Here is a 15,225-nt window from a genome sequence, read left to right on the forward strand (position 1 = left end):
AATGTCTGAAAATGCTAATAATGAAGCAGTTGCTGAAAACTCAAAATCAATAGGAAAATGGAAAAAACGCAGTATTATCATACTGTCTATTTTCATTTTTTTAATTACATTTATCATTGTGATGATTTACACCAGTTTAGGTGTAAAACTGACCATGTTTGCATTAAATAACTATCTGCCAGAGCTGAAAATTCAACAAGTTAAGGGATCGTTTCATAATTTACAGATAAAAGGACTGTCATTAGATTTAACTGGGGTCCATGTAAGCGTTGAAGACGCATCTCTTGAATTATCAGGCTCATGTTTAATACAGACTAAAATCTGCCTAAAAAACTTTGATGCAAAAGGAATAAATGTTCAGATTGATACCAAACAATTTGAACCTTCAGAAAACGTTATTGCAGACACAACGGTCGAAGAACAACGTTTTATTATTAAAACACCATTACCGATTGATTTAAAATCTACTCAGCTTAGCAATGTTAAAGTAAACGTTGATGATATGCAATTTGGCATGTCAAGTTTTACGGGTAAAGCAATATGGGTTAATGAAAAAATTTACGTTTATCCTGCGATTGCTATGAATTTGAGCGCAATTTTTTCCGATAACACGTCACCTCAAGAACACAAAGTAGAAAATAATTTACCCATCAATGAACAGATTAATCAATTATTTAATGAACCATTGATTCGTTCCTTACCTCAAGTCAGCATTCCCTTAGATATCAATGTTAGTAGACTCAGTGGAGATGATTGGTTATTACATATAGGAGGGCAAGATTTTCATTTCAATCAAGTTACCATTCAAACTGACCTAGTTAACAATCATATCATGGTAAAACAAGTTGACACCAATATACAGTCGCCTTATATAAATGGACATGCATCTGTTACTGGTAAAATCATACTCGGTGATGATTGGCCACTGGTTGCCTCTGTTAAAGTGGACACGAAAGAAAACCACCTGGATGGACAATTTTCTGGAAAATTATTAGGTGAATTAACCGCTCATACCTCACTTAACGGATTAAATCAACTTAATATCGATAGTCATATTAATTTTGTCGAAAAATATTTACCTGTTATGACCAAATTAAATGGTAACCATATTCAATGGCCTTTGGAAGGAGCGGCTCAGTATCAACTTAATGATTTTAATCTTACTGTTGATGGCAATGTACAACAATATAATTTATCAGCAAAAGGGTCAGTAACGGGTGAAAATCTACCTACAACAACATTTGATATTGCCGGTAATGGTACCAATCAAGGGGCAATCTTCAACCGTGCAATCATTAAGTTACCACAAGGAGGGATTGCAGCATCGGGAAATGTGGATTGGCAAAATTCCCTAAAATGGAATACCAAGGTGAAGCTCAATCAAGTTGATCTCACTAAAGAGCTACCTCAATATCCTATAAAATTAAATGGTCAACTCAATACAACGGGTAAATTAGCCGATGACACTTGGCAATTCAATGTTACTGACCTAGATCTCAAAGGTAAAATCAAACAAGCCGATTTTTTGGCTAATGGTAATTTACAAGTTGATTCAAAACATAATGTAGCCGCTAATAATCTGGTGGTAATCTGGGATAAAAATCAGATTAATGTAAATGGTTCAACGGAAAAAGCTAGTTTGAACGCAACAATGAATCTCGCATCTCTATCGTTACTGGTTGATGAAATGCAAGGCTCAATTTTTGGTAACATCAAAATGGGAGGAACTCAACCCAATCCCGTCATCGAAACAAATTTGACTATAGATGCTTTAAACATGCCGAATATCTCAATAGCGAAAGCAACTTTATCAGGTAAAATTCATTATCAAGATCAATTAAGCTTACAATTAAGACTTATTGGAAACAATATTGGCGTTTCCAACCAAATATTTAAAAAAGCAAACATTGATCTGGTAGGTAATGAAAATCAGCATACTTTAAGCATCGATCTTGATGGTAATCCTGCATCATTAAAAACGTTATTAACGGGGAAAATAGACAAAGGCCATACTAAGTGGAGCGGCAATGTCTCTAATGCCTTGTTAAATTTAGGCAATAATAACTCTTGGTCACTCACTCAACCTTTAACATTAACTTATGATTTAACCCAGCAAATACCCACTATTGGTGCCCATTGTTGGCGCAATAGTTCATCAAGCATCTGCTTAGATAAGCCATTATCCCCTTCACCTAACACTCAGACAACAATAACGTTGAAAGACATTGATTTGGCTAGATTACCTATTCCTAATGAAGGAGAAACAAAACTTTCAGGTAGTATCAATGGAAGAGCAGAGATTAAATTTGGAAATAGCAGCAAAATACCTACTATTAAAGCCAATATTTACAGTAATAAAATTTTTGTTCAGCAAATGATAACAAATCAAGCATTACCCATTCCATTTGATTTATTCAATATCAATGCAGAATTTAATGAACAACAGGCTAAATTGGATTGGCGTTTTAGTTTGAAGCAATTAGGAAAAATTAATGGTGATATGATCATTACTGATCCAAACAATCAGAAAAAATTGAGTGGTCAATTAATAATTGATAATCTGGCTTTAGCAATCCTTAATCCATTATTAGATAAAAATGAATATACCAAAGGTGCAATCAATGGGGCGATTAAATTTTCCGGTTCATTAATGGATCCTTATCTAACAGGTAATATCAATCTTCGACAAAGTGAAATAAAATCCAATCAATTACCTATTGACATTAAATCAGCAACATTAGATATAAAATTGAATGGTAAGTCTTCAAGCTTACAAGGAGTTATGACGACTCATTCCGGTAATGTTAATATTAACGGTAATGCAAGTTGGCAAAATTTAGATAAATGGCAAGCTAATTTAACGGTCAATGGCGCAGCAATGCAGGTAACAGTTCCACCAATGATTGTTATGAGCATTGTTCCTGATATCAAAATTAACGCCACTCAAGATGAGCTCACTCTTTTAGGGAAAGTAAACATACCTAAAGGCAAGATTACCGTTGACTCACTTCCTGCATCAAGCGTCGATGTTTCACCTGATGAAGTGATGCTAGACCAAAATGGTAATCAAATAGAACCACAAAAGTTTGGTATGAAAATCAATAGTCATCTTGAAATTAACATTGGGGATGATGTTTCTGTTGATGCATTCGGTTTGAAAGCTAAACTAAAAGGACATTTAGTTGCCACTCAAACTAATAAAGGTCTAGACTTACATGGTGAAGTATTAATTCCAAACGGAAGATTTCATGCTTATGGTCAAGATTTAATTATTCGTAAAGGAGTCATTACTTTTTCAGGACCAAGCGATCGCGCTCTACTTGATGTTGAAGCAATTCGTAATCCTGATTCAATGGAAAAAAGTAATATTACTGCGGGAATTCGAGTGACTGGCTCATCGGAAGATCCAAAAATTGATATCTTCTCAGACCCGGCAATGTCGCAACAAGAAGCCCTATCTTACCTAATTCGTGGACAAGGTCTTGATAACTCAGATCAGAGTGAAAACGACATGATGACCGCATTATTAGTTGGAATTGGTACATCCAAAACAGGGCAATACATAGGTGATATTGGTAATATGTTTGGGATTAAAAATCTTACATTAGATACTCAAGGCGCTGGTGATAGTTCTAAAGTGGTCGTGAGTGGCTATATTTTACCCCATCTACAACTTAAATATGGAGTTGGTATATTCGATTCTTTAGCGACGTTTACTTTACGTTATAGGCTTATGCCAAGTCTTTATTTAGAAGCGACCTCAGGTTTGGCTCAAGCATTAGACGTAATTTATCAATTTGAGTTTTAGATACATTTATCAAAGTTAAGATAAACAACAAAATTATTGATATAGACAAAATTAAGTAGGTTTTTATCAATAGCAAAATAGCACAGTAACGCGTATTTAAACATTCATAAATTGTTAAATCCTATCTTAAGATGGGGTTTAACTTTATAACTTTTAAAAATGTCTGTCCCATTTTTCTATAAATGTGAGCATTTATCTTGACTACAAAATACGATTCACACTTCATTAACGTTCACTTTGGTTTCCTATCTAAAAAAATCAGATTATAAACGAGTCATATTAAAGAGTTAAATCAAGTAAATAAAGAAACATGATTATACGGGTTTCTTACCAATTAACATTTCACGCTTTATACCGAATCCTTTACGTTTAAATACACTAAATCCAGCATTCAGTAAGTTACGTCGTACAAATCCTGCTGCGGTAAACGTTGCAAATGTACCATTTGGTGCAGTTAGTGTAAAACATTCATTAAATAAAGATTCTGACCACATATCAGGATTTTTAGCTGGCGAAAAACCATCAAAAAACCAAGCATGAATCAATACATTTTGTTTTCTTAAAAAATCGGGGAAATTACTTATATCATCACAAAAAATGGTTAATGTGATATTCTCGAACTGGCAAAGGCTTTCACCTTTATTTAAACTGGTTTCCAGCAGTGATGCTAACGTTTGCAAACCTTCATCATTCATTAACACCTTATGATGTATCTGCAAAAGTTCTTCAGATGATAATGGAAATTTTTCAACACTAAAAAATTTAAGCTTTTTAAGAATATGATCGGGATGTTGCTTTCTAAAATGAAAAAATGTTTGCCATAAAATCAGAAAACTGAGACCTGAACCAAAACCTGTTTCGCCCACTATGAATATTTCTTGATCATGCTTTGAAAAACGTTGATATAAATCATTACCTTCAATAAACACGTAACGCGTTTCATCAATTGCCCCTTCCGTATTAAAATACACGTCATCAAAATGGGTTGAGATCGGGGTTTGATTTTCGTCCCAAACAATCGTAGGTTTAAACATAAACATCCTATAGGCGTTGTTAATTTTACAAACTGTATATTAGCGTTGATTACGTATATAATACGCTAAGTCAACTTATGAGGTAAATTATGGTTTTTCTTTTTCGCTTAATTTTTGTAATTATAACAGGAATGATAATTTGTGTTTTAGGGGTAATTTTTTGTTTATTTAATCCAAGAAATCCTAAAAATGTAGCAAAATTTGCCCATTTATTCAGTTCATTATTTCAACCTATATTTGGTATCACTGTCATTACACGGTCCAATTCTAACATTAGTAAAATGGGAAGTTGTGTTTATATTGCTAACCATCAAAATAATTATGATATGGTTGTTGCTGGCGGGATAGTACAACCGAAAACCGTTACCGTTGGCAAAAAAAGTTTAGCTTGGATTCCATTTTTTGGGCAACTCTATTACCTAACAGGTAACATACTCATTGATCGCAATAAAAGATCAAAAGCACACGATACCATTGAACAAGTCGTTAGAGAAATTCAAAATCGTGGTATTTCTATCTGGATGTTCCCTGAAGGTACGCGTAGTCGTGGTCGAGGACTGTTACCATTTAAAACTGGTGCATTTAAAGCAGCAATTGCAGCGGGTGTACCTATTGTGCCAATTTGTGTATCAGAGACGAATAATATTAAGTTAAATCGTTTCAATAATGGGTATAGGATTGTCGAAATGCTCGATCCAATTGAAACTAAACATCTCCATAAAAAAGATGCTAAAGCATTAATGGAAGAGTGCTATGCCCAAATGTCTAACAAAATAGCGCATATTAATGCTGAAGTACAACAACTGAATAATCAAAAGTAATTTATGAGTAAACAAGATCGTAACTTTGATGATATAAGTAACAAATTTGCACAAAATATCTATGGCACAACCAAAGGTCGAATTCGTGAAGCGGTAGTTTGGCAAGAACTTGAAAACATCTTAGCTCACTGGCCTTCACATAAACCATTAACTATCCTGGATGCTGGTGGTGGACAAGGTCAAATCGCATGTAGACTAGCTAAACTGGGTCACCATGTTACAATCTGTGACATTTCGAAACAAATGCTTGAGCTAGCAAAACAAAAAGCTGACGCAGAAAATATTAAAATCAATTGCCTTTGTTGTTCAATACAGCAACTTCATACTTTACTTGATGAACAGTTTGATATTGTTATTTGTCACGCAGTTTTAGAATGGATTGCCGAACCAATTGAATTAATCCAATCATTAAAAAAACATTTAAAGGTAAACGGTTATTTATCATTAATGTTTTATAACTATCATGGACTGCTATTTAAAACAATTACATTGGGAAATTTTGGTTATACGCAAGCTGGTCTTGCGAAACGTAAAAGAAAGACTCTTTCCCCTGATTTTCCAAGAGATCCTAAAGATGTCTATCATTGGATTACCCAGTTGAATTTTACTATTTTACAGAAAACAGGAATCCGTCTTTTCCATGACTATCTAGCTAATAAATCCAAGGCCGAAACACACTTTGAACAACTATTAGAACTGGAAAAACAATATTGTCGATCTGAACCTTATCTTAATTTAGCAAGATATATTTTAGTCACAGCAAAAAAGAATCCATAGATAATTTGATTCAATCTATCAAAAAGGTTATTTCCTATTTAATGCGTCATATCTTGATTATTTTATCAACTATTTAGACGATGAGTGCTTAAGCAATTATGAGATTTAAATAGGCGTTTTCAATGCATGATGGCGGTGAAAATAAATCATCACTCGAAAAATTTGTCGTAAATCGGTATGATAAGAAGATTCAATTTATTGGTTAAGGAATTAGATATGATCGTTGTAACTGGTGGTGCTGGTTTTATTGGTAGTAATATCGTTAAAGGGTTAAATGACCGCGGACATAAAAATATATTAGTGGTAGATGATTTAACCGACGGCACGAAGTTTACAAATTTAGCTGATTTAGATATCGCTGACTATATGGATAAAGACGAATTTATCTCATTAGTTGTAGCGGGTGAAAATATGGATATAGATGTTATTTTTCATCAAGGTGCTTGCTCATCCACCACGGAATGGGATGGCAAATTTATGATGGAAAATAACTATCAATATTCGAAAGACTTATTACATTTCTGTTTAGATTTTAATATTCCATTTTTATATGCCTCTTCTGCAGCTACTTATGGTGGTCGCAGTGATAACTTCATTGAAGATCGTGCTTATGAAAAACCATTGAATGTTTATGGCTATTCTAAATTTCAGTTTGACCAATATGTTAGACAAATCTTACCTAAAGCTAACTCACAAGTTTGTGGATTTCGTTATTTTAATGTATATGGACCACGTGAATCACATAAAGGTAGCATGGCGAGTGTTGCATTTCATTTAAATGAACAGATTAACAAAGGTGAAAAACCGAAATTATTTGAAGGAAGTGATAACTTCAAACGCGATTTTATTTATGTAAACGACGTCGTTGATGTCAATTTATGGTTTTGGGAAAATGAATTTTCAGGTATTTTTAACTGTGGAACCGGTCGAGCAGAATCATTCCAAACCGTTGCTGACGCTGTAGTGAATTATCATAAAAAAGGGGAAATAAATTATATTCCGTTTCCTGATAACCTCAAAGGACGGTACCAAAGCTTTACTCAGGCTGATCTAACTAAACTTAGAGAGACTGGATGTCCAATTCAATTTAAAACAGTGACGGAAGGTACGACTGAATATATGAAATGGCTGAATCAACAATAGTAAGGTATTGATAAGATGAAAACTCTCATTATTGGTCCTTCGTGGGTTGGTGATATGATGATGTCACAAAGCCTATACCGTACTTTAAAGCAGCTTGATCCGAATAACAAAATTGATGTTATGGCACCCACTTGGAGTCAAGCTTTATTAAATAAAATGCCAGAAGTCAACCAAGTGCTTGAGATGCCAATAGGTCATGGTGAGTTTGCTTTCGCTGAACGTCGTCAAATAGGTAAATCACTCCGTTCTAGCCATTATGATCAAGCTATTGTTTTGCCAAATTCATTTAAGTCTGCACTCATTCCATTTTATGCCAATATTCCCAAACGTACGGGCTGGAAAGGTGAACTACGTTATGGATTATTAAATGATATTCGCAATCTTAACAAATCAGCATTTCCATTGATGGTTGAGCGCTATGTTGCTCTTGCTTATCCAAAAAATCAAATACATTCAGCAAAAGATCTACCACAGCCACTATTGTGGCCAAAACTGAATATAGAACAATCTGAAGTTGATGAGGCATTAGTAACTTTTGCACTTCCACAAGATGAACCATTAATTGGCTTTTGCCCTGGTGCAGAATTTGGACCGGCTAAACGTTGGCCAGATTATCATTATGCTACTCTTGCTGATATGTTGATTAAACAAAATGCGAGAATTATAATTTTGGGTTCAGCCAAAGATCGAGAAGTTGGTGATCAGATTATTGCAAAAATGGTGTATGGTGATAAATGTATCAACTTAGCGGGTAAAACTCAGCTAGAACAGGCCGTCAGTTTAATTGCTGCATGTAAAGCGATTGTGACCAATGATACTGGATTAATGCATGTCGCGGCTGCATTGGATAAACCCTTAGTAGCATTATATGGTCCAAGTAGTCCAGAGTTTACTCCTCCATTATCAAATAAAGCTGAGGTTATTCGTTTAATCACAGGTTATCATCGTATACGTAAAGGCGATGCTGAACAAGGCTATCATCAAAGTTTGATTGACATTAAACCCAGTAATGTATTTGAGACTTTGATGAATCTTATTATGCGTACCAAAAAGAGTAAAGGATGATGCGAGTCTTAGTCGTTAAAACCTCATCAATGGGTGATGTTCTGCATACCCTACCCGCATTAACAGATGCGGCAAATAACCTATCGAATATTACTTTCGATTGGGTAGTTGAAGAAAATTTTTCTCAAATACCCAGTTGGCACTATGCCGTGAACAATGTGATACCCGTTGCTATTAGACGTTGGCGAAAAAGTTGGTTTGCCAAAAAAACTCGTCAGGAACGCCAGGCATTTATCCAAACCCTTAGACAACAAAAATACGATTGTATTATTGATGCACAAGGGCTCATTAAAAGCGCTTTTCTTATTACTCATAAAGCACGCGGCACAAAGCATGGTTTGGATCGTCAAAGTATTAAAGAGCCTATTGCCAGTTGGTTTTATGATGTGGAGCATTATATTCCCAAACAAATGCATGCTATTGAACGAGTTAGAATGTTATTTGCACAAAGCTTACAATACCAACTACCTGATTCAATGGGCGATTATGCGATTGCCCGCCATTTTTTGTCGTCTTTACCGAACGATAATCAGCAATATCTTGTTTTTTTACATGCCACAACACGAGATGAAAAACATTGGACAGAAGAAGAATGGAGAAAGTTAATTAAACTGACCGAATCTACAGGACTAAAGATAAAATTACCTTGGGGAGCTACGCACGAACAGCAAAGAGCTGTTCGTCTTGCACAAGGTTTTAAACATGTCGATGTGTTACCAAAACTATCACTGTCTGATGTTGCAGCGATTATTGCTGGAGCAAAAGCAGTTGTTTCAGTTGATACAGGATTAAGCCATTTAACTGCCGCATTAGATCGCCCAAATATTACTCTATTTGGTAAAACTGATCCAAAATTAATCGGTGGCTATGGCAAAAATCAATTTAGCATAATTTCACCGGAAAAGAACATGCACACCATTCAAGCCGAGCAAGTATACCAACAGTTGACTCAGCTTTTATAACAAGACATAAAGATTACAAAAAATAACAGGAAGCATTTTAATGAATAAATATTGTGAACTCATTCGTGAAAAATATGCCCAAATTGGTAGTAATGAACTAGGTTACATTGATGATGCCTTAGGGGCAGTAATGTTAGTTTTAAATGAAGTAGTGGATTGCGAGAATGTTCCTCAAGACCTTAAAAATAAAGCTGCCTATGCAGCAGCTAATTTATTGATTAGTGATTATGAGGTTAGATAACAGTTGGTAAAGTAATAATAAAACGAGTAGATATATCATCAGACTTAACGGAAATCGATCCCTTATGTGTCTGAATAATGGATTTAACAATTGCCAATCCTATTCCAGCACCTGAATTATCATTACCATTACGATGACGTGATTCATCTACTCGATAAAAACGATCAAAAAGATGAGGCAAATGCCGGCTATCAATTTTTTTACCTGGATTAGCAATGATGATTTTTACTCTTTTTTCAGAAGGTTGACTTAAAGTAATGTTAATCACCTCATTTTGAGGAGTATAACGAATTGCATTGGACAAGATATTACTTATCGCTCGACCTAACATAAGTTTATCGCCTTGAATATGTGAACAGCTGCCCTCTAAATTAAATGTAATATTTTTCTCATCAGTAAGCGGTTCAAAATAGTCACACATCATAGTAAGCATACTAACCAAATCAATATCAATAAGATTTGGCACTAGCTGTTGATTATCGGCTTGAGCTAAAAAAAGCATATCTGAGATCATTTGTGACATTTTTTCATACTCTTCCAAATTGGAGTACAAAATTTCTCGATACTCTTCGGTTGATCTAGCATTATTCAACACAATTTGTGTTTGAGTGGTGAGATTAGTAATCGGTGTTCGCATTTCATGAGCGATATCAGCCGTAAAATTACGTTGACGCTGAAACACATCCTCCATACGAGTAAGCATTTTATTGAATGCTCTTACTAAGCTAATATATTTAGTTGGTACTGAGGAAGTTGGTATTCGATAATTCAAACTTTTAAGATTGATTTTTTCTATCTTCCTAATGAGTCGGTTAATCGGTTTCTGGGTAAAATAAATTGAGATAAACGATCCAATTAATGCTAAAACACAAGAAATGGCAATAAGTAAACCTAAACCACTTCTTAATCGGCTAATAAATTCAAGTTGTAAATCGCGACCAACAGCCACAATAGTGGTGTATTGCTTTTTATTATCAAGTATAACTCTTGACGCCGCAACTCGATATGAGGATTTACTCATATTCGATACAGTTGTTGAGTGATCTGTAATAATCTTTTCCAAGCTAGCAGGTTTCAAAGCAACTGCTAGATTAGGACCACGGGTACGATAAAGAACTTTACCTGAATCATCAATGATATAAACAAACAAGTGATGATGCCCGGTTAATATCAACAATAAGTTTTGGAAAAGCTCATCATGATTATCTTTAGGTGAATAATAAATGAGTTCACGTTCTATTGAGGAGATAACTGAATTCAACTCTGATACATTTTGCTGAATAGAAAATTTTTCAAAAGAACTTTCAATAAGATAACTAAAACAATAAAGAAGCCCACAAGTAAGTAAGCAAACAATTAGTGGTAAACGAAAAGAAATAATTTTAGTCCGCTTCATCCAATACATCCAATTTATACCCCATTCCACGTACAGTATGAATTAATTTAGGTTCAAATCCAGCATCAATTTTATTGCGTAATCGTCTAATTGCTACATCAATGACATTGGTATCACTATCAAAATTCATATCCCAAACTTGTGATGCAATCAGTGATCTTGGTAATACTTCACCTGGATAACGTAAAAAATACTCTAATAACAGAAATTCTTTATTGGTTAAATCAATTCTTTTATCTGCTCGCGTTACGGTTCTTTTAGGTAAATCCATTACCAAATCCGCAATGCTTAATTGATAATTGTTGACTTGTGGAACATTGCGCCTAAGTAAAGATTTTACTCTTGCCAGTAATTCAGCAAAAGAAAACGGTTTAACTAAATAATCATCCCCACCTAAGTTTAACCCTTTGACTTTATCTTCAACACTCCCCATTGCTGTGAGAAAAATAATTTGTGTGTCTTTTCCTGCTTCACGTAATGATTGGACGATTTTCCAGCCAACTATATCTGGCAACATGACATCGAGAATAATTAAATCATAATCTTCTGTCATGGCTCTATGATAGCCATCTAGACCGTTATCAGTTAAGTCAACAATAAAACCTGATTCAATTAACCCCTGACGAAGATACTCACCTGTTTTATGTTCATCTTCAACAACTAACAATTTCATTTTGAGTATTTCCTTTGTTAATTTATTTGATTATCGAAAATGTATACTGCTGTAGTAGGATATCTGAAAAAGCCAAATGGCATCATGACATTTTAATGACTATATTGTAATTTTATGGTCATTAATTCGTTTGTTTAGTTTTGTTATAGTATTCAAACAATGATTCATGAGGCTAGACATTATTGTTTCATTGTTTTATTTCCTTTCATCCATTCCTTGCAATTTAATGCAGCCCTAGTTTATCTAGGGTTTTTTTTTATCAAAAGCGAGATTATCAACTTCTATTAACCAATGAATTAATAATTATTTTGGTATGAAGCGCAGTTATTTTAGCAAACTTAACCATTCTTGGGTATGCCTATATCTATTTTTTATGTAACACAACACCACTTTCAATATGATCGGTATACGGGAACTGGTCAAACATAGCAAAATGCTTAATACTATGAGTTTCTATCAATTGCTGTAAATTATTCCGTAAAGTAAGAGGATTACAAGATATATAAATAATCGTATTGTAACTTTTAAGCATATTCATTGTGTCATTGTCTAATCCAGCACGAGGCGGATCAACCAATACCGTTTGGCATTGATAATCATCAAGATTAATATCTTTCAATCGATTAAATTCACGTTCTTTTTTAATGGCACTGGTGAACTCAGAGGCGGATAAACGTGCAATAATTAAATTATCAATTTGATTTATCGCAATATTATATTGCGCTGAATATACTGATGCCTTTGCTATTTCTGTCGCTAACACTTTACGAAAGTTCTGAGCCAAAGCAATAGAAAAATTACCATTGCCACAATAAAATTCAAGTAGATCACCTGACAAATCTTTTGTCACTGAAATTGCCCATTCAAGCATTTTGATATTCACTGCGGCATTAGGTTGAGTAAAACTATTTTCTACTTGTCGATAAATAAAGGTTCTATCCAATACAGGTAAAGATTCATCAACATAATCGACATCAATGGCAATTTTTTGATTACTTGCTCTTCCAACGATATTAGCATTGATCCCCTGCACCGCAAGTTGTTGCTTAAGCTTATTTGCTTCATTAATCCAATCATCACCTAACTTTTTATGATACAGAAGCGTAATAAGTAATTGTCCACTCATTGTTGAAAAATAATCTATCTGAAACAATAAATGACGTAATAATTGATTATGCTTAAGCAGGGGTAAAATGGCTTTCATTGCCTGATTAATCAATTTTGTCGCAATTGGGAAATCATCTATTCGTGTGCGCTTTTTTGTCTTTTTGTCATACATAATATGGTAAATGTCTATACCATCATGCCAAATTCTAAATTCAGCACGCATACGATAATGACTGATAGGTGAACGATAAACCTGTAATTCTGGAAGAGAGAAATCGCTAAAAATTGTTTTTAAATGAGTTGTTTTATTTTTAAGTTGAAGATTATATTTATCGGTCGAAAAAATTTCAGTCATATTCAGTAGTGGATGATTTTGCAAATTGTTAAAAGAATTATTGTCTATGATAAAATAACAACACAATTGTTTTAACTCATTAAGTAAACCATAGTATCCATAAAGTAGACATTAAGTCTATCTGTTATTTTTACCTAATAATAGCCAAATTGTGCTTGGTATTTTAACTTAAAGATAAAGTGTAATATAAATAAAGCCAATGTTACAAGCATTGATAAAATTAATGAGTAAATCATTCGTAATTATTATACTTAAATGTATGCTTAACCTTAAACTTTTTTATACAGCATTGGATTATTTTTAAATGAGATATCGTAAAATTATTGAAATGAGTATGAATGTGAGTTACTCACTACGTTTTATTGATTGTAGTTATAACGATTGCCGTTATAATGTGTCACAAAATTTAAGATAGAATGATCAATATGACTGCAAAAACTTTTTCAGATTTAGAATTAGAAGAGATTTTAATTCAAAATCTTCAAACACAAAACATCCACACGCCAACAGTGATCCAAGCTCAAACGATTCCCGTCGCATTAGAGGGAAAAGATATTTTAGGTTCAGCACCAACAGGTACAGGTAAGACACTTGCATTTTTAATTCCGGCTGTCCAACATTTATTGGATTTTCCACGTCGTAAACCAGGACCTCCTCGTATTTTGATTTTAACACCTACTCGAGAGCTAGCTATGCAAATAGCTGAGCAAGCGAAACTCTTAACTCAATCCACTCATTTAAGCATTGCTACAATCACTGGGGGCGTTGCTTATATGAATCACGCTGAAGTATTCAGTAAAAATCAAGATATCGTGATTGCAACAACTGGACGCTTATTACAATACATTAAAGAAGAAGATTTTGACTGTCGAGCTGTTGAAATGCTCATTTTAGATGAAGCAGACCGCATGTTAGATATGGGGTTTTCACAAGATGTTGAAACCATATCTGCTGAAACTCGCTGGCGCAAACAAACTCTACTTTTTTCAGCTACCCTTGAAGGTAAAGGATTACATAGTTTTGCTAATCGAATATTAAACGAACCTATTGAGATTAATGCCGATCCTTCACGCAAAGAACGTAAAAAGATTTTACAGTTCTATTATCGATCGGATAATTTAGAACATAAAGAGGCTCTGCTCATTCATTTATTAAAACAAGAAGATTTCAAAAAAACGATCATTTTTGTACGTAAGCGTGAACGAGTGCATGAACTAGTTAGTGTATTACATCAAGCCGGTATCCATAGCTGTTATTTAGAAGGTGAAATGGTGCAAGCTAAACGTAACGAAGCTATTAAACGAATGAACAACAATACTGTTAATGTTCTGGTTGCTACTGATGTTGCTGCTCGTGGCATTGATATTGATGATGTTACCCATGTTATTAATTTTGATGCACCTAAAACAGCCGATGTTTATTTACATCGTATTGGTCGTACTGCGCGCGCCGGAAAAAAAGGAACCGCTATTATGCTGATCGAAGCTCACGACTACGAATTGTTACAAAAAATTGAGCGTTACATCAAAGAACCAATAAAATTACGAACTATTGATGAGTTACGTCCAAAAACAAAAACCCCAAAACCGGCGACTAAGAAAAAACCATCACAAAAAGCCAAATTGAAAAGTACAGCCAAAAAAGAAGATAACAAAAAGAAAAAGATCAAACTGCGCCATCGTGACACCAAAAATAAAGGTAAACCGAAGAAATTAATAAATACCACCGAATAATAATTTATTAGTTAATAGTTTAAACTTATGGTATCAATTGTTTATAACAACTTGGAGTGTAAGTTTAAATTGCTATAATGTTCAGCATATTAGATTGCATTAAATAGTTA

Annotated in this window: 12 protein-coding genes; 8 read left to right on the forward strand and 4 right to left on the reverse strand. The window is 34.1% G+C overall.

From position 1 onward, the window contains the following. Position 1: 1 nt before the first annotated feature. Positions 2–3,808 carry a translocation/assembly module TamB domain-containing protein gene (locus tag J3U13_RS08045; RefSeq protein ID WP_267341316.1) on the forward strand — a complete coding sequence of 1,269 codons (3,807 nt, stop codon included), beginning with the start codon at positions 2–4 and terminating at the stop codon, positions 3,806–3,808. 314 nt (positions 3,809–4,122) lie between these two features. On the opposite strand, the gene mnmD is transcribed toward J3U13_RS08045, so the two are convergent. Then, a complete protein-coding gene (gene mnmD, locus J3U13_RS08050; RefSeq protein ID WP_267341317.1) occupies positions 4,123–4,842 on the reverse strand; it encodes a tRNA (5-methylaminomethyl-2-thiouridine)(34)-methyltransferase MnmD in 720 nt (239 codons plus the stop codon). A gap of 89 nt (positions 4,843–4,931) precedes the next feature. Between mnmD and J3U13_RS08055 the strand changes: the two genes are divergently transcribed. The 6 genes from J3U13_RS08055 (at position 4,932) to J3U13_RS08080 (ending at position 9,851) form a co-directional block, all read left to right on the forward strand. Further along, positions 4,932–5,663 carry a 1-acylglycerol-3-phosphate O-acyltransferase gene (locus tag J3U13_RS08055; RefSeq protein ID WP_267341318.1) on the forward strand — a complete coding sequence of 244 codons (732 nt, stop codon included), beginning with the start codon at positions 4,932–4,934 and terminating at the stop codon, positions 5,661–5,663. A gap of 3 nt (positions 5,664–5,666) precedes the next feature. Next, complete coding sequence (locus J3U13_RS08060; RefSeq protein ID WP_267341319.1) at positions 5,667–6,440, forward strand: methyltransferase domain-containing protein; 774 nt, start codon at positions 5,667–5,669, stop codon at positions 6,438–6,440. Positions 6,441–6,656: 216 nt separating this feature from the next. Continuing rightward, on the forward strand, positions 6,657–7,583 hold the full coding sequence (gene rfaD, locus J3U13_RS08065; RefSeq protein ID WP_267341320.1) for an ADP-glyceromanno-heptose 6-epimerase: 927 nt from the start codon (positions 6,657–6,659) through the stop codon (positions 7,581–7,583). Between the two features lie 15 nt (positions 7,584–7,598). Beyond that, positions 7,599–8,648, forward strand: a complete 1,050-nt coding sequence (gene rfaF / locus J3U13_RS08070; RefSeq protein WP_267341321.1) for an ADP-heptose--LPS heptosyltransferase RfaF — start codon at positions 7,599–7,601, stop codon at positions 8,646–8,648. Further along, complete coding sequence (gene rfaC, locus J3U13_RS08075) at positions 8,648–9,610, forward strand: lipopolysaccharide heptosyltransferase RfaC (RefSeq protein WP_416380591.1); 963 nt, start codon at positions 8,648–8,650, stop codon at positions 9,608–9,610. The genes rfaF and rfaC overlap by 1 nt, the downstream gene beginning before the upstream one ends. Positions 9,611–9,650: 40 nt before the next feature. Then, on the forward strand, positions 9,651–9,851 hold the full coding sequence (locus tag J3U13_RS08080; RefSeq protein ID WP_267341324.1) for a YaeP family protein: 201 nt from the start codon (positions 9,651–9,653) through the stop codon (positions 9,849–9,851). Here J3U13_RS08080 and J3U13_RS08085 read toward each other — a convergent pair. From J3U13_RS08085 to trmA, 3 genes are all read right to left on the reverse strand, one after another. Beyond that, complete coding sequence (locus J3U13_RS08085) at positions 9,844–11,247, reverse strand: heavy metal sensor histidine kinase (protein ID WP_267341326.1); 1,404 nt, start codon at positions 11,245–11,247, stop codon at positions 9,844–9,846. The genes J3U13_RS08080 and J3U13_RS08085 overlap by 8 nt on opposite strands. Further along, complete coding sequence (locus J3U13_RS08090) at positions 11,234–11,920, reverse strand: heavy metal response regulator transcription factor (protein ID WP_267341327.1); 687 nt, start codon at positions 11,918–11,920, stop codon at positions 11,234–11,236. The genes J3U13_RS08085 and J3U13_RS08090 overlap by 14 nt, the downstream gene beginning before the upstream one ends. 364 nt (positions 11,921–12,284) lie before the next feature. Further along, positions 12,285–13,382, reverse strand: coding sequence for a tRNA (uridine(54)-C5)-methyltransferase TrmA (gene trmA / locus J3U13_RS08095; RefSeq protein WP_267341328.1), 1,098 nt, complete (start codon positions 13,380–13,382; stop codon positions 12,285–12,287). Between the two features lie 425 nt (positions 13,383–13,807). On the opposite strand from trmA, the gene srmB reads away from it, so the two are divergent. Then, the gene (gene srmB, locus J3U13_RS08100; protein WP_267341330.1) at positions 13,808–15,115 is read left to right on the forward strand and encodes an ATP-dependent RNA helicase SrmB; all 1,308 of its coding nucleotides are present in this window, start codon (positions 13,808–13,810) and stop codon (positions 15,113–15,115) included. The last annotated feature ends 110 nt before the right edge of the window (positions 15,116–15,225 follow it).

Source organism: Gilliamella sp. B2887 (assembly GCF_026537015.1).
Taxonomy (GTDB): domain Bacteria; phylum Pseudomonadota; class Gammaproteobacteria; order Enterobacterales; family Orbaceae; genus Gilliamella.